The organism is Wolbachia endosymbiont of Drosophila ananassae (assembly GCF_008033215.1).
Taxonomy (GTDB): Bacteria; Pseudomonadota; Alphaproteobacteria; order Rickettsiales; family Anaplasmataceae; genus Wolbachia; species Wolbachia pipientis.
The window spans coordinates 114,849-137,552 of record NZ_CP042904.1; the positions used below are offsets into that span (position 1 = coordinate 114,849).

19 protein-coding genes, 1 tRNA gene, 1 other RNA gene and 5 pseudogenes are annotated in these 22,704 nt (G+C 35.1%); 19 read left to right on the forward strand and 7 right to left on the reverse strand.

Annotated elements, in window-relative coordinates:
- Positions 1-46 precede the first annotated feature (46 nt).
- From metK to pheS, 6 genes are all read right to left on the reverse strand, one after another.
- Complete coding sequence (gene metK / locus EA652_RS00565) at positions 47-1,219, reverse strand: methionine adenosyltransferase (protein WP_007548829.1); 1,173 nt, start codon at positions 1,217-1,219, stop codon at positions 47-49.
- 57 nt (positions 1,220-1,276) lie between these two features.
- A tRNA-Ile gene (locus EA652_RS00570) sits at positions 1,277-1,353 on the reverse strand.
- A 9-nt stretch (positions 1,354-1,362) separates the two neighbouring features.
- The gene (rpmA, locus tag EA652_RS00575) at positions 1,363-1,632 is read right to left on the reverse strand and encodes a 50S ribosomal protein L27 (protein WP_006279564.1); all 270 of its coding nucleotides are present in this window, start codon (positions 1,630-1,632) and stop codon (positions 1,363-1,365) included.
- 10 nt (positions 1,633-1,642) lie between these two features.
- Positions 1,643-1,945 carry a 50S ribosomal protein L21 gene (gene rplU / locus EA652_RS00580; protein WP_006279565.1) on the reverse strand — a complete coding sequence of 101 codons (303 nt, stop codon included), beginning with the start codon at positions 1,943-1,945 and terminating at the stop codon, positions 1,643-1,645.
- Positions 1,946-3,158: 1,213 nt separating this feature from the next.
- Positions 3,159-4,451, reverse strand: a complete 1,293-nt coding sequence (glmU, locus tag EA652_RS00590) for a bifunctional UDP-N-acetylglucosamine diphosphorylase/glucosamine-1-phosphate N-acetyltransferase GlmU (protein ID WP_012673064.1) — start codon at positions 4,449-4,451, stop codon at positions 3,159-3,161.
- Positions 4,452-5,495, reverse strand: coding sequence for a phenylalanine--tRNA ligase subunit alpha (pheS, locus tag EA652_RS00595; protein ID WP_012673065.1), 1,044 nt, complete (start codon positions 5,493-5,495; stop codon positions 4,452-4,454).
- A gap of 146 nt (positions 5,496-5,641) precedes the next feature.
- Here pheS and EA652_RS00600 point away from each other — a divergent pair, with 146 nt between their 5' ends.
- The 19 genes and pseudogenes from EA652_RS00600 to EA652_RS07575 all read left to right on the forward strand — a co-directional run bounded on the left by EA652_RS00600 (position 5,642) and on the right by EA652_RS07575 (position 21,990).
- A complete protein-coding gene (locus EA652_RS00600) occupies positions 5,642-7,372 on the forward strand; it encodes a hypothetical protein (RefSeq protein ID WP_006280251.1) in 1,731 nt (576 codons plus the stop codon).
- A 181-nt stretch (positions 7,373-7,553) separates the two neighbouring features.
- On the forward strand, positions 7,554-8,150 hold the full coding sequence (locus tag EA652_RS00605) for a riboflavin synthase (protein WP_012673066.1): 597 nt from the start codon (positions 7,554-7,556) through the stop codon (positions 8,148-8,150).
- 57 nt (positions 8,151-8,207) lie between these two features.
- Positions 8,208-8,798 carry a CvpA family protein gene (locus EA652_RS00610; protein ID WP_006280249.1) on the forward strand — a complete coding sequence of 197 codons (591 nt, stop codon included), beginning with the start codon at positions 8,208-8,210 and terminating at the stop codon, positions 8,796-8,798.
- Positions 8,799-8,922: 124 nt separating this feature from the next.
- Positions 8,923-9,252, forward strand: a transfer-messenger RNA (tmRNA) gene (ssrA, locus tag EA652_RS00615).
- 74 nt (positions 9,253-9,326) lie between these two features.
- Entirely contained in the window at positions 9,327-9,713 is a 387-nt protein-coding gene (locus EA652_RS00620) for a ClpXP protease specificity-enhancing factor SspB (protein WP_255317434.1), read from the forward strand.
- A gap of 200 nt (positions 9,714-9,913) precedes the next feature.
- Positions 9,914-10,135 carry a hypothetical protein gene (locus EA652_RS00625; protein WP_006279415.1) on the forward strand — a complete coding sequence of 74 codons (222 nt, stop codon included), beginning with the start codon at positions 9,914-9,916 and terminating at the stop codon, positions 10,133-10,135.
- Positions 10,126-10,401, forward strand: a complete 276-nt coding sequence (locus EA652_RS00630; protein ID WP_007550684.1) for a type II toxin-antitoxin system RelE family toxin — start codon at positions 10,126-10,128, stop codon at positions 10,399-10,401. Before EA652_RS00625 ends, EA652_RS00630 begins: the two co-directional genes overlap by 10 nt.
- Before the next feature lie 171 nt (positions 10,402-10,572).
- Positions 10,573-10,848 (forward strand): YggT family protein, encoded by a 276-nt coding sequence (locus EA652_RS00635; RefSeq protein WP_012673067.1) that lies wholly within the window; start codon positions 10,573-10,575, stop codon positions 10,846-10,848.
- A 4-nt stretch (positions 10,849-10,852) separates the two neighbouring features.
- Positions 10,853-12,967, forward strand: coding sequence for an FtsK/SpoIIIE family DNA translocase (locus EA652_RS00640; protein WP_006280290.1), 2,115 nt, complete (start codon positions 10,853-10,855; stop codon positions 12,965-12,967).
- A gap of 181 nt (positions 12,968-13,148) precedes the next feature.
- Positions 13,149-13,394 (forward strand): annotated as a pseudogene (locus tag EA652_RS07345) (PD-(D/E)XK nuclease family transposase); the annotation flags it as partial.
- Positions 13,395-13,846: 452 nt separating this feature from the next.
- Positions 13,847-13,990, forward strand: a complete 144-nt coding sequence (locus tag EA652_RS07020; RefSeq protein WP_019236827.1) for a hypothetical protein — start codon at positions 13,847-13,849, stop codon at positions 13,988-13,990.
- A gap of 37 nt (positions 13,991-14,027) precedes the next feature.
- Complete coding sequence (ltrA, locus tag EA652_RS00655; protein ID WP_007548398.1) at positions 14,028-15,575, forward strand: group II intron reverse transcriptase/maturase; 1,548 nt, start codon at positions 14,028-14,030, stop codon at positions 15,573-15,575.
- Entirely contained in the window at positions 15,572-16,306 is a 735-nt protein-coding gene (locus EA652_RS00660; protein WP_007548396.1) for an Rpn family recombination-promoting nuclease/putative transposase, read from the forward strand. Before ltrA ends, EA652_RS00660 begins: the two co-directional genes overlap by 4 nt.
- A 196-nt stretch (positions 16,307-16,502) precedes the next feature.
- Positions 16,503-17,039 (forward strand): hypothetical protein, encoded by a 537-nt coding sequence (locus EA652_RS00665; protein ID WP_007548394.1) that lies wholly within the window; start codon positions 16,503-16,505, stop codon positions 17,037-17,039.
- A 196-nt stretch (positions 17,040-17,235) separates the two neighbouring features.
- Positions 17,236-17,856, forward strand: a complete 621-nt coding sequence (locus EA652_RS00670) for a TRP75-related protein (RefSeq protein WP_012673068.1) — start codon at positions 17,236-17,238, stop codon at positions 17,854-17,856.
- Positions 17,857-17,881: 25 nt separating this feature from the next.
- On the forward strand, positions 17,882-19,162 hold the full coding sequence (gene ispG / locus EA652_RS00675) for a flavodoxin-dependent (E)-4-hydroxy-3-methylbut-2-enyl-diphosphate synthase (RefSeq protein WP_006280490.1): 1,281 nt from the start codon (positions 17,882-17,884) through the stop codon (positions 19,160-19,162).
- 178 nt (positions 19,163-19,340) lie between these two features.
- Positions 19,341-20,635: pseudogene (locus EA652_RS00680) on the forward strand (IS4 family transposase).
- Positions 20,636-20,715: 80 nt separating this feature from the next.
- Positions 20,716-20,859: pseudogene (locus EA652_RS06845) on the forward strand (IS256 family transposase); the annotation flags it as partial.
- 45 nt (positions 20,860-20,904) lie between these two features.
- Positions 20,905-21,990 (forward strand): annotated as a pseudogene (locus tag EA652_RS07575) (IS3 family transposase).
- Positions 21,991-22,029: 39 nt separating this feature from the next.
- Here EA652_RS07575 and EA652_RS00700 read toward each other — a convergent pair.
- A pseudogene (locus tag EA652_RS00700) lies at positions 22,030-22,436 on the reverse strand (IS630 transposase-related protein); the annotation flags it as partial.
- Positions 22,437-22,704: the final 268 nt, after the last annotated feature.

Consider the following 22,704-nt stretch of genomic DNA (forward strand, 5'->3'; position numbering starts at 1 on the left):
TTAACAATAAGCTAGTATATAAATATGGGGCTGTAAATCAAAAATTTTAGCAATCTAAAGAAATTTTACTATTACCTTCTATATTGAATTCTCTACAAAGATCAGCAGATAAGTCCATGTTTTCCCAAGAAAATCCACCGTCCCTTTCCGACTGTTTACCAAAATGTCCATAACAGGCTGTACGTTTATATATAGGATGATTAAGCGATAAATGCTTGATTATGCCTTTTGTTGATAAATCTATATTATTCTCGATAAACTTTTTAATTACTCCTTCCTCTACCGTATTCGCACCAAATGTATCAATATAGAATGAAGTAGGTTTTGATACACCAATTGCATAAGAAAGCTGCACAAGACAACGTTCAGCCAAACCTGCAAAGACAATATTTTTAGCAAGATATCTTGCCATATAAGCCGCAGATCTATCAACTTTGGTTGCATCTTTTCCGGAAAACGCTCCTCCACCGTGTGGAATATAACCTCCATAAGTATCAACCATAATTTTTCGTCCGGTTAATCCACAATCACTAACCGGTCCACCAATAACAAATCTACCAGTTGGATTGACTAAGAGATTTTCCTCAGGACACATCCATCCTTCAGGTAAAGATGAAACTATGTAAGGGTAAATTATTTCTTTTACTTTTGATTGATCCAAATCCTCAGGGTGCTGTATTGAGACAATAATACTTTCAGCACGTACCGGGAGGTTATTCTCATATGCCAAAGTGATTTGTGACTTTGCATCTGGACCAAGTTTTGCTTCTTTAACTGCGCTCATGATATTTTTCAGAATCGAGTGTGCATAAAAAATGGGTGCCGGCATAAGGTTTTTTGTCTCTGTTGTTGCATAGCCATACATTATGCCCTGATCTCCAGCACCTTGATCCAACCCTATTGCAATGTCATTTGATTGCTCATGTAGCAATATATTTACTTTCACTTTTCTCCAGTGGAATCCATCGTGCTCGTAACCAATATCTTTTATTGTATTCCGTACAATACTTTCAATCCTGCTATTTTTGATGTTAGGCCCAAACACTTCCCCAGCTATAATAACGTTATCTTTGGTGACTAAAGTCTCTATTGCAGCTCGCGCAAAAGGATCAGTGAAAAGGTATTCATCAAGTATTGCATCTGAAATTTGATCTGCTACTTTATCTGGATGACCAGCCGCCACTGATTCACTGGTTACTAAATTTTTATATAAACTCATGTTTTTGCTTATACAATATCAAAACCGCTATAGAAAACACAGTTAGTAACTACTAAATGGTGGGTCTGGGAAGAGTTGAACCTCCGACCTCACGCTTATCAGGCGTGCGCTCTAACCACCTGAGCTACAGACCCATGATTTATTCAAGCTGAAGCTTTCATATTATCTGTAGGCACGATATCAATAAAAGTCTTTTTATTTGCTGATCTTCTAAAGCTGACCCAGCCTTCTATTTTAGCAAAAATCGTATGATCTTTACCTATACCAACATTCTTTCCAGGATGGAATTTTGTGCCTCTTTGGCGTACAATTATGTTACCAGGAATAACCTTCCCATTCTTCTTTATCCCTAACCTACGACCTGCCGAATCTCTACCATTACAGGAACTACCACCTGATTTTTTAGTTGCCATATCTTACCTCTTACTTTTGAAGACTAATTTCATTGATACGAAGAACAGTTATATACTGCCTATGACCAGTTTTCCTACGGTAATTTTTTCTTCTTTTCTTCTTAAAGATTATAATTTTTTCCCCCCTGCACTGCTCCAATACTTCAGCTTTAACAGTAGCATTAGATGAATAAGATAAGCCATTATTTGAAATACAAATCACCTTATTGATTTCCACCTCTTTTTTTTCTTCAGCTTCTAACTTCTCTACCTTTATTATACTACCTTCTTTTACTAAATATTGCTTTCCACCAGTCTCAATTACTGCAAACATGATAAATATAAATTATTGTTATTAACTTTAATCGTAAACGATGTCATATACGCTGTCAATATAAATAAAAAGCATGACTTAACGTTCTTTTTGAGCTACTAAAATACTTCTATCTGTTTTCATCTTTTATCTACCTTTTCTCAGACAGTAGACTTCTTGCATAACCTAAGCAGAAAAAAGGCAAATAGTTATTATAGCTCTAAGTTTACCGACACCGTCATGCAAGTAGCCCCTTCTCCTGTCATCCGAGTAGCTTGACACTGGGATCTAGAAAAAAGGATGATGTCATTCCAGTCTGGAATCCAGGAAAAAGAATGGTGTCATGAAAGTAGCTGACACTGGTTTCCATCCAAGAGCCAGCGCCCTCTTCTTGTCATCCCAGTGTCAGCTACTTGGATGACAAAAAAAGGAGCACTAGGATGACATCATCCTTTTTTGGGATTCCAGCGTCACGCGCTGGAATGACATCACAGGAGCACTGGGATGGACACCCTACTTAACCGTCATACCGCGATTCATTCGCGGTATCTCTTAACATAGATCCCTTACTTAACCGTCATACCTTAACATAGATCCCGCTAACACGTAGCGGGATACTATCTACACCGTCATACCTCCGCGGTATCTCTAGATCCCGCTGGGATGACGATTGTCGTTTAGCTATAAACATTAAGAAATTTACCAAACGAAAAAAAAGGCAAAAGAAGCCCTGGGGTTATTATCCGCTTTAAAATATTGGCGTTTTTTATGTTTTAAACGCTTGACAAGCGAAATTCAGCTGCTTTTAATTGCAACTAACCTACGCTGCAAATGTTTAAGAAATTTACTAAGCAGAAAAAAAGACAAAGGACCCCTGAGTTAGCTAGTCTTTTACTATCTCTGTCGAGTATTGGCATTTTTTGATGTCTTGTAACGCTTTATAAGCGCGTTCAGCTTATTTAGATAAAAATCTAGATGTAGATGAAGTTTTGTAAAGACATACAGTATCTATATACTGCAAAAAATTGAACATAAGACGCCGATACATTAAGTAATCCTTACCTTTTAATCTGCAGATTGGCGAAAGCAAATACAATAGCTTCACTGTTATGATAAGGGGGCTGGCGGAGTTTGTCAAGGAAGTTTTTTTGTTTCTATTCCCAATAAAAGTTTGTTATATGGTTATGCAAGAAGTCTAATATTAAAAATGACACAACAACATAATTAAATTAGACTACTTTATTCTCTTAGTTACTTGCTTTTCTCTTGCTATTGCAAGGCTTTTTTCTGGTACATCCTCAACTATAACACTACCTGCTGCAATTACAGATTCATCATGAATATTAAGCGGCGCAATTAGTGAGCTATTGGCGCCAACAAAGCAATTGCTCCCTATATTCGTTTCATGTTTATTTTTCCCATCATAATTACAAACAATAGTGCCTGCTCCTATATTACTCTCCTGCCCTACTTTAGCATTTCCTATATAACTTAAGTGTTTTATTCTAGTGTTTTGACCAACTTCACTTGTTTTCACTTCCACAAAATTTCCTATTTTTGCCTTATTACCAATTGTTGTGTTTCCGCGTATTCTGGTAAATGGACCGACCTCAGCATTACTTTTAATTAAGCAATTTTCTAAATGCGAAAATGGCAGTATTTTCGCACCAGACTCTATTTTCACTCCAGTACCGAAAAAAACATATGGGTAAATAACTGAATCTCTGGCAATTTGCGTATCAAGAGAAAAGAAAACAGTCTCTGGCGCAACAAGTGTTACTCCGGCGTCGGTAAAAATTTTTCTTTTATTTTCTTGAAAGTAAAATTCAGCTTTTATAAGGTCATTTCTGTTATTTATTCCCGTTGCTTCTTCTCCACCCGTAATAACGTAACCGACATTTAAATTACTCTTCACTGCAATGGAAACTATATCGGTCAAATAATATTCATGAGTTGAGCTATTGCACTCTATTTTCTCCACCAATTCACGTAAATTCTTTGCATATGCAACCATTATTCCAGCATTGGCAAGAAACTCTTCATGATTATTTTTATCACTCTTTGCTTCTACGATTTCTCTTAAGGAACCATTCTCAATGATTAACCTACCATATTCTTTATTGCTTGCCCTAAAACCTAGGCAAACTAGAGCCTTGCCTTCTAAATAACTAATCATTTTAGTTATTGTGCTGCTTTTTATGAGCGGAGTATCTCCATACTGCACAACAACTATGTTCGAATCTGGCAATTCTTTCAGGTTTCTCATCGCAGTTTTGACTGCATCCCCCGTGCCGAGTGTTGATTCTTGTGTAATTAACTGTATATCCTCAAAGCACTTTAGTCTTTCAATTAAAGGCTGATCAACTACAACAGCAATATTTTCAGGATTTAACTGTTTTGCATTGTAAATGACATGCTGAAGCATGGAAAAATTGCCTATTTTGTGTAGGACCTTAGGCAAATCTGAATTCATCCGCCTGCCATGCCCTGCAGCAAGTATAACGAACGTATGAGTTTTACTTATCACTTATCTTAAAGATGAAAAATGAAAACCGTAATGATCAAGCCAGCTGATTTTGTTATCGTAAAAGCTTCTTAGGTCGCTGATTTGATATTTTAGCATCGCAAGCCTTTCTATACCAATGCCAAACGCAAAACCGTTGTATTTAGTATGGTCTATTCCAACATTTTGAAAGACATTTGGATGCACCATACCACATCCAAGCACTTCTATCCATTTACTACCTTTATAACTTATGTCCACTTCCGCAGAGGGTTCAGTAAAAGGAAAAAAACTATTACGAAAACGTATCTTCAGCCCTTTATCTCCAAAAAACTTATTAAGGAAGTGATGAATAGTAAATTTTAACTGGCCCATATTGACGTTTTCATCGACATATAACCCTTCTATCTGGTGAAACATAGGAGTATGAGTTGCATCAAAGTCATTTCTGTATACCCTACCAGGGGCTACTATTTTAATTGGGAATTTTTTTGTTTTTTCCATGGTTCTAATCTGTACAGATGAAGTGTGAGTGCGCAGTACCATTCTTTTATCGTTTCTTTTATTCTTTAAGTAGAAGGTATCTTGCTCCTCTCGCGCAGGATGATGACTTGGAGTATTCAGTGCATCAAATACATGAAATTCATCTTCAATATCAGGGCCATCAACTGCTTTAAAACCCATATGTGCAAAAATAAGCTTTACTTCATTTATAACTTTACTGAGTGGATGGACCTTGCCAATTTTTTCTGGCCTCGCAGGCAACGTGATATCAACTGCCTCGTTCTGCAATTTAAAGTTAACTTCTTCGGCTTTTAGTATATTCTCCTTATTCATTATAAGCTGATCTAGCTTATTACGTAAAACGTTGATAACTTCGCCTAAATTGCGCTTTTTTCCTGCGTCTTCTATCTCTTTTAAGTTGTCAAAATAAGCTTTAATTACACCCTTTTTTCCCAAATATGATAGCCTAACTTTTTCTAAATCTTGTAAAGAAGAAGCATTCTCAATTTCGGAAACTGCTTTATCTTCAAGTGAAAGTATGTCATCTAATAACTCTTTATTCATCTTAAAAACGCTGGCTTAAATTTTCATTATAGTGAAATTTTAAATATCATCAACAATCCGAAAAATTGCCCTATTCTGATTATTAATTTATTGACTAATTAATCTTTTTTATTTACCTTTGCGTTGATGAATTTGCTGTATCAACTATGCACAACAGTAATACTGAAACTAAGAATAAGTATAAAATAGAGGATTTACCTAAGCTCTTTAAGGAAAAATCCAGAAACATAAGTAAAGCATTTTCTAGCGAAACAATTAAGATCAGTACTATTCGCTCGAGAAGTATTGAAAGTAATATACAAGAATTTTCATTTGAGCTAACAGCAACAGATAAAGACACCTTTAATATAAGGTTATTTCGAATAAACTCTTTAATTAATTTTTTCAAAATCTGCCTTTCCCGGGAAAAAAATTTTACAGCAAACATAAAAGTGCCCAAAGAAAGCAGTGAACTATATAATAACTACTGTAAAACTAACAGTTATAAAACTGTAAAAGAATTCGTAAATAATGCTCCGCCTCAAATCCTTCTGCAGGGCACAACGATAACGCTACAAACAGACGTTGAAAACATTAACCTGGACAACTTGCACCAAATCGAGTTATTTCTAAATGAAAAGCTACAACATGCAGAAAAAACTGAAAATGAAGACAAAAAAGAACAGAGTGAAGCTAACCAAAAAAATGCACAAAATAGACAAATCGTACCAGTTACAGGCTCATTTGGCTTCGATGTAACAAATAATGGAAAACAAGTTACACGCGCTTCGATAGCAGTTGCTGTAATGCATGAAAACGTTTTCTGGTTTAGATCTTTTTTCTGTCTGCCCAATCTTTTTAATACGTCACAATTCTTTTCCCAACAATTGCCAAAATTTTCTATACAGAGCAACAATATACTATTTGGTGTCATTCCAGCGCTTGACCAGGAAAAAAGAAACATGGATCCAAGTAGTCAAGCTACTCGGATGACAGGGGGTAGTATAGAAAATCCAATACCTCAAGAAGCAGAACAGAATGTAGGTCAAACTACTTCGCACACAGAGTATTTTAAGGCTAACAGAAAAAAGAAGTCAAAAAAGCAGACCAAAGAACTATCAGAGAAAGAAAAACCATTAGCCATAAAACAAGCACAAAATGATGCTAGAGTAGCTATGATAGATAACCAAATTGAGCACAGGGGGAAAAAACTCGATAAAATATTTATTGAAGTGATGAGTGGATACAAAAATCAAGATCCAGAAACATTTTGCAATATTTTCAGCTCAGTATTCAATATTGTTTACTTTCAAGATAAACAATTACATGCAATATTAGAGCCAGGCGAAATATCAGAAGTATTACAGATACTCGAAAGGCCACAACCTCTTAGTAACTCACTTTTAGGTAAAGAATATTTACAAAAACAAGTATATAGAAAAAAAGAGCAATTGCTTAAATTAGTTTCAGGTGTTTATATACAACAACCTTCTCCACAACATGAAAATACTCCTCATAAATCTACAAACCCTTTACCAATTAAAGATCTTTCACCAGCAACAAATGAAGCTAAAACTCTACCACCTACTAACATTACACTCAAATCACCGTTAAAAACTGTATTTTCCTCAAAAAAGGCTTATTTTTGTCTATTTATAATATTAGCATCTGCATCAACACTTTGCTTATGGCATTTTCCATTAGGAAAAGTGTCAATGTTAAAAGGATTAGTGCCACCAGAAAAAAGGGAAAGTATTGGGTTAGCATTGAACATAGGGTTGCCAATATTAATCGCGCTGTGTATTTTGAATTTAGCTCGCTTTATATATTCTGAATATTCTATAGAATCTATTAAGCAAGTAAGTGAAAACGATCCCCTTTCTCGCGCCTATAGCTAGTGCAGGCTCAGTTTTCCTACGTCATACCGTCACGGTATCTCTAGATCCCGCTAACACGTAGCGGGATGACGAATTTGTCGTTTTTTAAATTGTCGGTAAACCAGAATTACTTTAACTATAACAAAATAGAAATAAGTTGTTGTAAAAAATTTTTCATGGTAAAATTATTTATTTTCACCATATGTTTAAAGGAATTATCACGGATATCGGGACTATAACTGATACTACCACTCACTCCAACTCTGATCAAATTTTCCATATCAAGACACAAAATTTATCCTCTATAAATAAAGGAGATTCAATAGCTTGCTCTGGTGTGTGTTTAACTGTTGTTGATATAATGAGCGATACATTTACAGTCCAAGCATCTCAAGAAACTATGAAGGTTGCTAACTTAAATACGTGGAGAATAGGAAAAAAAATAAATCTCGAACAAGCAATGAGATTAAGCGATAAGATCGATGGCCACCTGGTTCAGGGTCATGTTGATGGGATAGTAAAATTTTTAACAATTAATCAAAATTTAGATTCTCATGAAATCAAACTATCGTGCCCACAAGAATTAATTAAATTTGTTGCAAAAAAAAGCTCCGTTACACTAGATGGGGTTTCCCTCACAGTGAATTCAGTTGTTAATCAGGAATTTACAGTAAATATCACTCCCTATACATGGGAAAATACAACTTTTCAGTACAACAAAGTAAATGATTATTTGAATTTAGAAATTGACATGATCGCTAGGTATTTAGATCAATTGATGCAGCATAAATACAATTAATTTTACAACCTTGTTATTTACAACTATTATATCTTGAAAACCATATAGATATAAAACATGCTTTTCGATAGCCTAATTATCTTCATTGTTGTTCTATGCGTAATAATCTCGGTAACTAGAGGCTTTATAAAAGAGCTATGCGCACTAATGTTTCTATTTTTATCGGTCTTTCTGACAGCTAATCACTATGATTTTTTCACTCCAAATTATAGTAAATATTTTGATTCTAAAGTTACACTAAACATACTTTCTACAATCTCTGTATTTATTATACTTAATCTTATATTCATGATAATAAATAACTGGCTAATGTACATATTATTACCCATAAGGTTGGGGTTTATCGATAGAGTTACTGGAATCTTTCTCGGAGTGCTTAAAGGAATATTGCTCTCTTATGTATTATTTTTTGCTGTGCACTTATATTGCTACACAGTATATGACAAAAAAGAGGGAGAGTATAAAATAGAAGCAGAAGACATATTGCCTAATTGGATAATAAATTCACACTCTTATCAGGCTTTATTTGTGACAGCAGAAGAAGTAATTGACATTTATGTACCAGAGTCGTTGATACTAAAAATAAAAGAGATCGGTGGAGAAATGGTTGATCAAGAAAAACCTAAAAACAATAAAAAAGAAGAGTAAATATTTATTTATAAATATTTTCATTGGGAGTATTCAAAAAGCCATATGTGTCAGGTTAAGAGCACAGAATTTTTTACTGGAAATATTAATTTTGTTTTAGCAATAAATCAACTTAAGGTCATAATATCTTGACATTTATTTAATGTTGCTATATAATAGCTATGTACATTTTGTGTACTATAGCAATAAAATTACCTTGTAATAGGTGTATTGGACCCGAGGGCAGTACTCGGCGCCTCCACCATGTTTTTTAATTATACGGGGGCGATTAAGGATCGACATGCATAGTAAAGATGGTAGCTTTGCTCGGTTAGACACCACCGCTAAGAGTTCATAATTTAAATGCAAACGATAATTTTGCTGCTGAAGAATATCGTGTTGCTGCTTAATTTAGCACAACCGGTTTATTACTAAAGCACGGTTTAGGGAACGCCGGGTAACAGAAGTTCCCCCAAAATTTACGTATGTGAAAGTTATATCGAGCAAACAGATTACAAAAAACTGCTTAATTCTGCTAAGTTTCAAGTTATCAAAAAGACTTTAGATGTTATATCAGGTAATGGTTTTATCCCTCACTTAGAAATATTATTTTTCACATATTTTAATGGTGTGACCATGCCAGATCGTTTGAAAAAGTCATACCCTACTCAAATGCTTATTATATTACAGCATCAATTCTATGATTTAAAAGTTTCTGAGGATAAATTTAGCGTCAGTTTGAGTTTTCAAGGAAAACAAGAGCGAATTACTATACCGTTTTTTGCTATTAGTGAGTTTCGTGATAAAATTTCAGGAGATGTTTTAATATTTGACAAAATCAGTATCGACTCTGATAAAGAATACAAAAGTGAAAAATGTACTGAAAAACTATCAAACGGTAGTATTATATCCATAGATCAACTGCGTGATGAGTAACTGCTCATCTTTATAAACAAAAAATATTAATAGAAAAAAGTGGTCTAACTTAAGTAATAGAATAGAGGGTAGATAAATATGCTAAATCTTTAATTATTTATTAACGCAGGTGGCAAAATTTTTCTTACATATCATCAACTTCCTTTATTGAAAAATTAAAAAAAATGTTGTATAATTATTAGTGGACTTTGGTAAAACATATGGCAAATTCAGGCATTAACATAGCTCTTAGCGAAGAAACTTTAAAGCATCTTGCTGAATTATCTGAATTTACTAAACAGCCCGTTCAAGAATTAGCAGGAAAACTATTTAGAGAAGCAGTTGAGCTTGAAATGGAGGATTTTTTAGTATCTAAAATTTCTGATGAGCGTGATGTTGAAGGTGCAGAAACAGTTGATTTTGAAGATATTAAGTGGGATTAGAGCGTTACAAGGTTAAGTCTCTAAAGAGTGTTGTTGAAAAAGATTTACCAAATCTTCCAAAGATAATAAGGCTAAGAGTTCAAAAGGCTATAAAAGAACGTCTTACAGTTGACCCAATAAATTTTGGTGAACCACTACATCATAACTTAAAAGGATGTAGAAGGCTAAGAGTTGGTGACTATCGTGTAATTTACAGAGTAAATCAATTAGATCATATAGTAACTATCACAGAGATAGGACATAGAGATGATATTTATAAGAAATAAATATCAACATTAATATATATTATACACCCCTCCTTCCTTGTCCATTCTCTACTTTAGGTGGCTTTGCGCAGCTCAAAAAATGAAGTTTTTTTTGGTTCAGCAAAAACAACATTTTGAGTTTGAAAAGGCTAAATACTTGTCTTTTATATAACTTTCGTGTAATAGATATGTATGCATCCAATCATATATCTACTCAATACGTTACTTGATCTTTATAGCTTCATTCTAATATGTTGGGTTGTCCTAAACTGGCTGATTAAACTTAATATGGTGAACATATATAATGAAATTGTCAGTAGCATAATGCACATCTTGAACCAATTGACATATCCACCACTAAAAATTATCAGAAGATACATACCACCGTTCAACGGATTAGATTTATCTATAATGATATTGCTAATAGCAATTCGCTTTGTACAATATACAATGAATTACTACTTTTAAGTAGATGCTAAAAAGATATCTAAAAGCAGCAGTATATCTATCACTCTTAATATATATATATATATCAGTTTTTAGCTACAACTATAAAGATCCTTCCTTAAACACAGCTACAAATGAGAAAGTGACAAATTTAGGTGGAATAGTAAGTTCATATTTAGCTGATATATTGGTTCAATTTCTTGGATTAACTAGTGTTACAATAGCTACAACCATAGTTTACTTGTTGATCTTCAGGCCATCAAAAAGGCTGCTAAAAATTCTCTATTTAATATTAATCAATTTAGGGATATGTGCTATACTACCACAACTTTCGCTAGGCATCACTGCAAGGTACAGACACAGTGGAATAATAGGGAATGCACTAATTAATAACTGCCCGTTTTATATATTTGTGATAGTAACATCAATAGGTCTTGTAGGATCTGTTGGTTGGAAGAGAACAATTTACTCTCTATTCTTCTTATGTAAAAAAATAGCTTGCTTATTTGTAAATGTTCCATTCTTCAGATCACATAAAACTACTGAGTATTCAATTGCACCATTAGTAGTAGAAGAAAAACATAGAACTAAAATCACTACTAAACAACAACCAAAAGAAAGACAGAAAAAAGCTACCGAGGAGGTTTTAAGTGAGTTTAAGTTTCCAAGTATCCATTTACTTTCTAAAGCAGAGGAGTCTTTGCAGAGAAAGCAGCTGAATGAAATGGAGAGCAATAAAAATTTATCTCTGCTGGAACAAGTCCTGAGTGATTTTGGCGTGCAAGGAAAAATTATCAGTGTATGCTATGGGCCGGTTGTGACTTTGTACAAACTTGAACCACAAGCTGGCACGAAATCTGCAAGAGTAATTGGCCTTGCAGATGACATTGCACGTTCGATGAGTGCACTCTCTGCACGTATTTCAATAATTCGTGGGCAAAATGCTATGGGAATAGAGTTGCCGAACAAGGAACGGGAAATTGTAATGCTGCGTGATTTGCTTGAATCCCCAGAATACCAAAATGCAAACTTAAATCTCCCAATTGCGCTTGGCAAAGAAATAAGTGGAAAACCAGTTATTGCAGATCTAACTAAAATGCCCCACTTGCTCGTTGCTGGAACCACAGGGTCAGGTAAATCAGTTGCGATTAACACTATGATTCTTTCACTCGTTTATCGATTAAGTCCTGATGAATGTAAGATGATAATGATCGACCCAAAAATGCTTGAGCTTTCAATATATGATGCAATACCGCATCTAATAACGCCAGTGGTAACAGAGCCAAAAAAGGCTGTAGTCGCTCTTAAGTGGATAGTGAAAGAGATGGAAAATCGCTATCGCATGATGTCGTATTTGAATGTACGCAATGTAATAAACTATAACCAAAGAATCACAGAAGCGATGAATAGTGGAATAGAATTGAAGCGCGTTGTGCAGATTGGCTTTAACTCAACAACAGGCAAACCTTTGTTTGAAAAGCTGCCGATTAAAATGGAAACATTCCCATATATTGTAGTGATTGTAGATGAAATGGCAGATTTGATGCTTGTTGCCGGCAAAGAAATAGAGTGCTCTATTCAACGCTTAGCTCAGATGGCTCGTGCTGCAGGAATACACATCATAATGGCAACACAACGCCCATCTGTGGATGTGATCACAGGTGTGATAAAGGCGAACTTTCCAACGAGAATCAGTTTTGCTGTTACTTCTAAGATAGATAGTCGCACAATACTTGGCGAACAAGGGGCTGAACAATTGCTTGGTATGGGTGATATGCTTTATATGGCCTCTGGTGGTAAGATTATTCGAATTCACGGCCCATTTGTGAGCGATGATGAGGTACAAGATATAGTTGATCATCTGAAAATGCAAGGTGAGCCAAATTATATGGAGGAAATTACCAAAGAAGATGAAAATTCTTCTGTGGAATCAGAAGGTGAAACAGAGGATGAAGAAAACGACCTCTACAATCAAGCAGTGGCCATCATTCAAAGAGATCAAAAAGTTTCAACCAGTTACATTCAGCGACAACTTAGAATAGGCTATAACAGAGCTGCAAATATTGTTGAAAGAATGGAAAAAGAAGGTGTTGTCAGCGCTCCAAATTACTCAGGGAAGAGAGAGATATTAGTAGAATAACAGGGCTTCTGAGAACGTTCATGTGCGTTAAGTTAGGCCATAGATGGGTATCTTAAAATTTGCTGCAAATGCAACTTTCTTGGCTATCTTTTACAAAGTTAAAAGTTGTCTTCCTTAAAAATATAATTGAATAATTGTTAATAATAGTGTATAATTATTAATATTTTCAAGCATTCTTGCCATGGCTCTTTCTAAATTTCTCGATCCAAAGTTAGATTTAACATTTAAGAAAATCTTTGGTACTGAAAAAAATAAGAATATTCTTATCCATTTTTTAAATGATATTTTAGGATGTACTGAAGTCAATACTATACAAGAAGTAGAATTCTTAAGCACCATTATGGACCCTGAAATTGCCTCTGATAGACAAAGTATAGTTGATGTTCTTTGCAGGGATTCTAGTGGGTCAAGATATATAATTGAGATGGTGCGACCTGAAAGTCTTCGGTCATATTGTTTAAAAGGAGAGGAATTCCTCCAGAAAGAAACTGAAAGGATTCTAAAACTTATTAAACCAGATGTTTTGCCATCTGAGTCTACGCATCAGTGCGAATCGGGCAACCGGTTGGTGCCAAGCGATGCGGACAATGAACCTCCTCTTGAAAAAGAAGATGCTCAATCGTGAGAGGAGCATAAACTACAAGCATCATGTGGTTGGAGAGCTAGGCTAGTGGTATGGTGAACGTAAGTGAAACTTCAAAGTATCGTAATTATGAAGGAGCTAAAGATGCTGATAAGCTCTAACCAAAAAGGTAATGTGGATAAGTTACATTTCTCATTTCTAGATGTACGCAAATAATAACTCCACCGGTATAGAGAAGTCACCTAACCCACTGTTGTATGACAGAAGGAACAGGGTAAGCCTGTATTTTCGCCTACATGGCAAGCAAACCGCAAGGAATGCTGATGGAAGTGCAGGTAAAGGAGAATGGAGAAAGCGAATGCCATTTTGTAACGAAATGGATAGAATTTGTAACATTAATTCGCGTGAAAACGAGCAGACTTCCGTTTGGTCCCTCGTGACAAGAAACTTTGTTAACCACTTAAGGTAGGAAAGCAGATGATTACAAGTAAACCTGTAAGTGCATCTACCGAAAGCTTTGAAGCATGGAAGCAGTTGCCATGGAAGAAATGCCAGAAAGTTATTGTGAGGCTACAAAGACGTATTGTTAAGGCTGTCCAAAAAGGAAGATGGGGTAAGGTAAAAGCTTTACAACATCTTCTCACACGCTCTTTTAGCGGAAAAGCTTTGGCTGTTAAGAGAGTAACTGAAAACCAAGGAAAAAACACAGCGGGTGTAGATCGTCAATTATGGTCAACTTGCAATGCTAAATTTCAAGGAATAAAGCAGTTAAAGCAAAGAGGATATAAACCTTCTCCGCTAAAACGGATTTATATCAGTAAATCTAATGGCAAAAGAAGACCTCTTGGAATACCATCGATAAAAGATAGAGCCATGCAAGCATTATATCTGTTTGCTCTGGAACCGATAGCTGAAACAATCAGTGATCGTCACTCCTATGGCTTTAGGCCTAAAAGATCCTGTGCAGATGCTACAGTAGCTTGTCATTTGTTACTGGCAAGTCGTAATCAACTACAATGGATACTTGAAGGTGATATCAAAGGATGCTTTGACAACATTAATCATGAATGGCTTATGAAGCATATTCCTATGGAGAAGAAAATTCTGCATAGTTGGTTAAAAGCTGGCTTCCTAGAATCGAAAACTCTGTATCCCACAACTGCAGGTACCCCGCAAGGTGGTATAATTTCTCCAATACTAGCCAATTTAGCCTTAAACGGACTTGAAAAGTTATTGGAAAGTCGATTTGGTAAACTCGGCAGTAGAAGAAGAAACAAAATCAGAAGTGGAGTGAACGTAATCAGATACGCAGACGACTTTATTATTTCAGGTTTCACACATGAAGTACTGGAAAATGAAGTTAAGCCTTTAGTATCATCTTTTCTTCATGAGCGAGGTTTAATTCTTTCAGAAGAGAAGACAAAGATTACATCTATCACAACAGGGTTTGACTTTCTTGGTTGTAATGTACGTAGATATAATAAGAAGTTAATTATTAAACCTTCGAAAGAAAGTATTAAAAGACTTCTTAATAAAGCACGTACATTGATAAAAGCAAATATAGAGAACACTCAGGCTATAGTAATTAAGTCACTCAACTCTCTACTGAGAGGATGGGGAAATTACTATCACCATGTGTGTGCTAAAAAAGCGTTTAGAAAGATCGACAATGAAATTTGGCATAGTTTATGGAAATGGGCAAAGAAAAGACATCCTCGTAAAGGATTACGTTGGATAAAGAATCGTTACTTCAAAGTAATGGGTCAACGCCAATGGGTCTTTGCTGCACCCATATGCAAGAACAAACCAAAAGAGATACGGTATTTAAGACTGCTTAAGCTGATTGATATACCTATCAGACGACATGTTAAAATCAGAGCGGATGCAAATCCCCTTGACTTAAAATGGAAAAAGTATTTTGATGAGAGAGTGAAACGAACAAGAATGTTAGCAAGCTCTTTCTCAAGAGAAGGTTCTCTACTGTTGGTGTCACCATTAAGAATGATGTTTCCTGAGGAATCATGAAGGACAAGCCGGTTCTAGAAAAGAAGAACTTAGATAAGGGGCTCAAGCGTAGTGTGGGGAAACCTGCATGCTGCGTTTCTAAGGGAGGGGGTAGTAGTAATACTGCTTCCTTACCTGACCAGCTCGCTCGCGACAAGGGCTTTGAAAAGCGCGCACAACTCTATGCTGCTAAGGCTTACTCAAGGCAGGCTGATAAAAATTACATTAATTTAAAGAAGGTTTTCTTCATTGCTATTTCCAATGGTATGCTATTCCCTGAAGAGGTTGAGTATATTTCTACTCACAATATACGTGATATAAAAACCAACGGCCATTACTTAAAAGATTTTCAATTTGTCTTTATAGAATTACCTAAATTTTCAAAAAGCAGAGTGGAGGAACTAGAAAGCACAATAGAAAGGTGGTGCTTCTTTTTTAAGCATGCAGAAGAAACGACAGATGAAGATCTAAAGAAAATTGCAGAGGAATCACCAATAATAAAGCTAGCATACGATGAATTAGACAAGTTTCACTGGAGTGAAAAAGATCTCCTAGCTTATGAAGAAAGAGTGATGGATCTACAGAAAGAAGAAGCTATCCTTGAATACAGACTTGATCTTGCTGAAGAGAAAGGTGTACGGAAAGGAAAAATTGAAGTCGTAAAAGCAATGCTAGCTAATAATGTTGATGTCAACACTATTGTTAAGTTTACTGGCCTCTCCATGAGTGAGATCAAAGAATTGCAGAATTAAGTGTGAATGGTTACAAAAATACAATAAGCATTTTTCTTCATGTATTTCGTAAGTACCTTAATTTAAGTTTTCGCACTTTCAAAAAGCAAGTCAAACAAAATTATTAAAAGGTCAATACATAATGACAGTTAATTTAATAATAATTTAAACATTGGGAATGTAAAATTATAATATATTAATTAACTAGGGGGTTAAAATGGTAAAAGGAATTTTGTGCAATTGGTTAGGTGTAACAGAATTGCAAGAAAGTCAAAAAATCGATGCTGAGCAGTTTGAAAAAGTTTTTGGTGCATTAAAAGAATGGCAAGAAGCTCAAAAGATAGATGCTAAACAGTTTGAAGAGGTATTTAGTGCATTAAAAGAATGGCAAGAAGCTCAAAAGATAGATGCTGAGCAGTTTGAAAAAGTTTTTAGTGCATTAGAAGACAAGATTGGTACTGAGCAGTTTCAAGCTATGCAAGAGCACTTAAACGGCCTGCAAGAAAAAGTGGAAACACTTGCAGAGGCAGTAGCAGATCAAGAAAAAACACTACTAATTTGTACCATAGCCACTGCTGTTGCCGTAATAGCGATAACTAGTTTTGTTGCATTCTGTATCTATCAGGGAGTTAAGTGTGAAAGGGAGAAAGAAAAGAACTTGTCTAAAGATACACCAGACGCAAAACTTAATAATGTAGATGCTACCGATGGTACTAAAAAACTACGGAATGACTTAAAAGTTGCAAACATATAGCTGCATAACACTTTTCTTGAAAAGGTGTTACGCAACTTGTAACACCTTCCTCTTCTCTTAGCCTATGTAGATTTTTTGATAGTAAACATATCACTTTTTAGAAAAATATTTGTATTGTAAAGTTAGTAAAGATTCTGGTTTACTTAAAGTTTGTTAATTGCTATCTTTTAAAACACGATATTTACTATAGCACCATATGCTTAGGATTTTTTCTAAAGTTTTGTTTATATTAATGTTTTTGGTTTCTAGCTTTTTTACTGTGCATAGTGCTGAAGCTAAATCTAAGCTCAGTAAGAGATACATACCTCCTGGTAACCCTGGTGGTGCAAGCTTTCATACAGATGAGGATTTTGCTGAGTCATATAAGCTATATGAAAAGCGTAGGGAATTGCTCAAGAAAAAAAAGTCACAAGATCGAGCTATAAATAAAGAAGATCTAATCAAAAAATTAAAAGAGAAAAAAATTGCTAGTCTTGATAATGAGCCAAATGACATGGAAGCGTGCATAGTCGACGATGAAGAGAGCGCTATGATAAATCAGCATGGTATTAATATCACACGTTTAAAGGGTGCTGTATTTATAGATCAAGAGCCAGTTTCCCAGTATGAAAATAAGCAGCATGAAAGTGAACAACAAGAAGGGAAGAAAGTTACTTCAACACGAGAAAAGAAAGTTTCTCCTATAAATATCACTATAAAAGAAACTCCATCAAGAAGAACGTGCTCACATGATTCTATTGCTAATTTGGATAACGTAGATGCTTATAGTTTGAATGGTTCAAGTTCATTTGGCAGTGTAGCTGACACAGTAAAATAGTATCACAATATTGGCCATTAATAATATGCTAGATAAAGACCTGATATTGAATGATAATACATATGAATTATCGCAGATTTCCAGGCACAAAACTCATGTTGTAGAAGTTGGAAAAGTAAAGATAGGCGGAAATAATCCTGTAGTTGTACAATCTATGGCGCTTGGCGTGCATATAGATGCTGATAATATAAAAAGTAGCGCAAAACATTATGCAAAAGAGATAACAGAACTAGCGCGTACAGGTTCAGAATTGGTGCGAATTGCCTTGAACTCAGAGGAGGTAGCAAGAGCAATACCTTATATAGTAGAAGAGATAAATAAAGAAGGTTTTGACGGTAAAATATTGGTAGGCTGCGGTCAATATGAGCTAGATAAATTAGTTCAAGATTATCCAGACAACATCAAAATGCTGGGTAAAATTAGAATCAATCCAGGCAATATAGGCTTTGGCGACAAACGTGATGAGAAGTTTGAAAGGGTGATAGAGTATGCAATAATGCACGATCTTCCGGTTAGAATTGGGGTAAATTGGGGTAGTCTTGATAAATACCTTTTGCAAAAATTGATGGATGAAAACTCTTCGCTTAGTAATTCAAGGCCTTCTGATGTTATACTGCGCAAAGCACTTGTAATGTCTGCTCTTGATAGTGCAAAAAAAGCTGAAGGAATTGGTCTAAATTCAAACAAAATAATCATTTCATGTAAAGTTAGCAAAGTGCAAGATTTAATTTTAGTTTATATGGCACTTGCAAAATCTTCCAATTATGCGCTGCATTTGGGTTTAACTGAGGCTGGTATGGGCAATAAAGGTGTGGTAAATACCGCAGCAGGGCTTACTTATTTATTGCAAAATGGCATTGGAGATACAATACGGGCTTCTTTGACTCAACGTCCTGGTGAATCGCGTACTAATGAAGTGGTGGTGTGTCAGGAAATATTGCAGTCTATAGGCTTGCGATACTTTAACCCTCAGGTTAATTCATGTCCTGGTTGTGGGCGCACGAGTAGCGATCGTTTTCGTATATTAACTGAAGAGGTGAATGGCTATATAAAAACTCATATACCGATATGGAAGAAAAAAAATCCAGGTGTAGAGCATATGAGCATTGCTGTTATGGGATGCATAGTAAACGGTCCTGGAGAAAGCAAACACGCAAATTTGGGAATCAGCTTGCCTGGATATGGAGAAAAACCTGTTTCAGCAGTCTACAAAGACGGCAAATATTTCAAAACTTTACAAGGTGATAATGTCTCTGAAGAATTTAAGGCAATTATTGATAATTATGTGAAGGAGCATTACACGTAACCTTTCACGGTTAATTAATAGATAAATCGCAAATAAAAAAGAAAATTAGACCTTGTTTTTCTTTTTTCGTTGGGAATGTTCAAAAAAGCATACGCGTCAAGTTAAGGAAATAAAGGTATGAAAGAGATAGAATAATAAGGTATAAGTTCTCCCAGATATACTTTTAGTGAGAGAACCAATGAATAAAATAACTTGCTTATCAAAAAAGCTCAAAGAATTTTTTAATGAAAAAGCAGAGAAAATCTCAATTACAACAAGGTTTATAAAAAGAAAGAGAAAGCTAAAAGGTTCATCATTCGTAAAAGCCATGGTCTTGGGTAATATAGGAGTTGATAATTGTAGCGTAGAAACAATGTGTCAATTACTAAACGAGGACTCGATAGATATAACAAAACAAGGTTTGGATTTTAGATTTACTGAAGAAGCAGTGGAATTTATGAAAAGGATGTATAATGAATCTGTGATTCTCTTTAAAAATATCTTGCAAGTTGATTGCAAAATCTTACAGCAATTTAATAGTGTTAAATTATTGGACAGTAGCTATATTACTCTACCTAACAGTATGGAAGAGATGTATAAAGGTTATGGTACTAGCTACAGTGGCTATGAAAGCAATACTAAGTCTGGAATAAAGTTACAATTAGTTTTCGACTACATGAATCAGATAATAGACCAACTTAATTTAACGGAGGGGGTAAGATCAGACCAGGGATATAGGAAACATTTAAGTAATATATTAAGCAATGATTTGCTAATATCTGATCTCGGTTATTTTGTGCCAAGTTCTTTTAAACAAATCAATGAAATAGGAGCTTATTTCATAAGTCGTCGATACCAACGTATATGATGTAGAAACAAATCAAAAAATGGAGTTATTAGAATGTTTAGAGATTTTTAGAAAACGAGGTATTGTTAGGAAAAGAAGCAAAAATTAGAGTAAGAATTATATGTCAGAAACTAACTGAAGAACAGTCTATGGCCAGAAGAAGGAAAGCTAATAGATTAGCAAGATCGCAGGATCCTCTAAAAGAAATCAAAAATTATTGAACTGGTATAACTAATGTTCCAGAAAATAAAATTAGTGCTGAGCAAGTATTAACGATTTACAGAGTAAGGTGGCAAATTGAGTTATTATTTAAATTGTATAAAAGCCATATCAGGCTTGATAAGCTAAAAGGAAAGCCATGCAGAGTATTATGTGAACTATATGCTAAATTGTGCGCAATTCTTATATTTCACGGCATAGTTGGTTGCACAGAAGTGAAAAAGAATACAGAACTTAGCTTAACAAAGGCATTTATTGAGCTAAAAAGGCGGGTTAGAGAGTTATTTTTAGTATTAACCAAAATTAATAGTTTAAAAGCATTTCTTAAAAAACTCACTATAACTTGGTCGCGATTTTCATTAAAAGACAAACGTAGAAGGGCTAGAGTATCCACTTTAACCTCTCTAAATTTGCTCACAATCTCTTAACTTGACGCGTATGGTTCAAAAAAGTGTGTCAAACCGAAAAAAAAGTAATAAATTGATATAAAAAAATGGAGGTTTCACATATGAATCAAAGAATAGCAAATAAAACTACCGGATTGGTAGACTATAAAGAACTGGAAGCAAATATTCTATCATCGATAAGAGAAGGAAGGCCGCTGACAGGAAGAGATGGAGCATTTGACCTTACCCAGAAAAAGTGGAGAGAAAGAAAGGAGTTTTTTCGGGTAAAATAAAATTTTGGAGGATTAGAAATGGCAAGAGAATATACGGCAGAATTCAAATTGGAAGCTGTTAAGCTGGCAAATGAACAAAGAAAGGTAGGTCAACCAGTTGCAAAAGTAGCAAGAGATCTAGGAATAAGGGATAGTGTATTAGGAAAATGGATGAAGAAATATAACGAAAAAAAGTCAGCGGCAAATGCATTTCCAGATGTAGCACCTTATGACAAAGAGAGGTTTGATTTACAAAGCAAGAGTAACAAGGGAAAGAGACATTTAAAAAAAAGCCCTGGCCAGTCAAAAAGAGTAAAATATTTTTTTATATAGTAACTGCTATAAAGTACAGGAATTATGTAGGATTTTCTGCTAGTGGCTACTATAAGTGGACTACAAGGAAAATAAGCAGTAGAGAATCAGCAAATAAAGAGTTATTAGCAGATATTCAAAAAATATATCAAGCTTCTAAATGTAGATATGGAGCTCCTAAAATTCATGCTGAATTAAAGGCTTTGGGTAAAAGTTGCAACTTAAAAACAGTGCAAAGTATTATGCAGAAAAATGGTATTCAGGCTATATTGAGAAGAAAATTTAAAATTAAGAAACAACAAACGGACAGTAGAGTCGTAGCTCCCAATATATTAGACCAAAACTTTATTGTCGATCAACCAAATAAAGTATGGGATTACTTATATAAAAACCAAAGAAGGATGGCTATATTTGGCAACAATAATCGATCTATATTCACGCATGGTAGTTAATGAGCAGTTCAATAAATAAACAATTGGTTATGGACTCTTTATTAATGGACGTTAACAAGCGTAAACCTGCCAAAAATCTACTATTACATAGTGATCAAGGTTCACAATATACTTCGCAAGGTTATCAATATCTCTTATCCATAAAAAACATAGATGAGTCATAAAGGTTGTTGTTACGACAATTCTGTTGCAGAAAGCTTCTTTAGCTCATTGAAAAGAGAAATACTTATTGATACTTCACAACACTCTGCTCAACAAACTAGAACTGCAATATTTGAATACATAGAAATTTTTTATAACAAACAACGTCACTATTAACTATTGCATTCTTGAGCATTTTGATTCATCATTCTCTTTGTGAAAAACATTCCAAACTTTCTCTCCACTTTTTCTGGGTAAGGTCAATATATACAAGATTATCACGATGTTTTGTCGCTATAACCCTTGCAAATTGAGCTCGCTTTTCTTCATTTCTTTCTTTATATCCGTAGGTCTTTTTTTCTTGTAAATCCAATATTTTTAAGTGCGCGGTGAATCATTTGTCGACTCCAGAGTTTGGCCATCTCTGACTGAGTCTTGCCACCATGGTTTTTTGCAAATTCGGTGAAGACATTCCAGTCGGTAATTTTATGCTACGCTTCCAGGCTTTTTTGACTGAAAATCTCCCGTTTCCTCACGCCTTTTCTGCCACTCATATAAAGTCGTTTTTCCAATTTTAAATCTCTTGGCAACAGTTGCTCTACTTTCTCCTTCATCCAATGCTTCCATTGCTTTTTTCCTTAAGTCGTAACTATACGCTGCTGGCATACAAACCCCTCTACCATAAATCCATTCTTACCTTATTTGGATTATTATGAGAAGAGCTATAACTCTATGGGAGGGAAGCAAAATCTGGGATTCGGCCTTAATGGCATTAGCGTCGCATCAGCTTCACCCTCCCTGTGAGGTATTTTAGCTCTAATGCCTCACATCATAAAGATACAAGTGTCAAGCTACTTGGATGACAGGGGAGGGAGGCACTGGGATGACAGGAGAAGGTAGTGGGAGACACCCTGACAACCGTCATCCCGCTGCT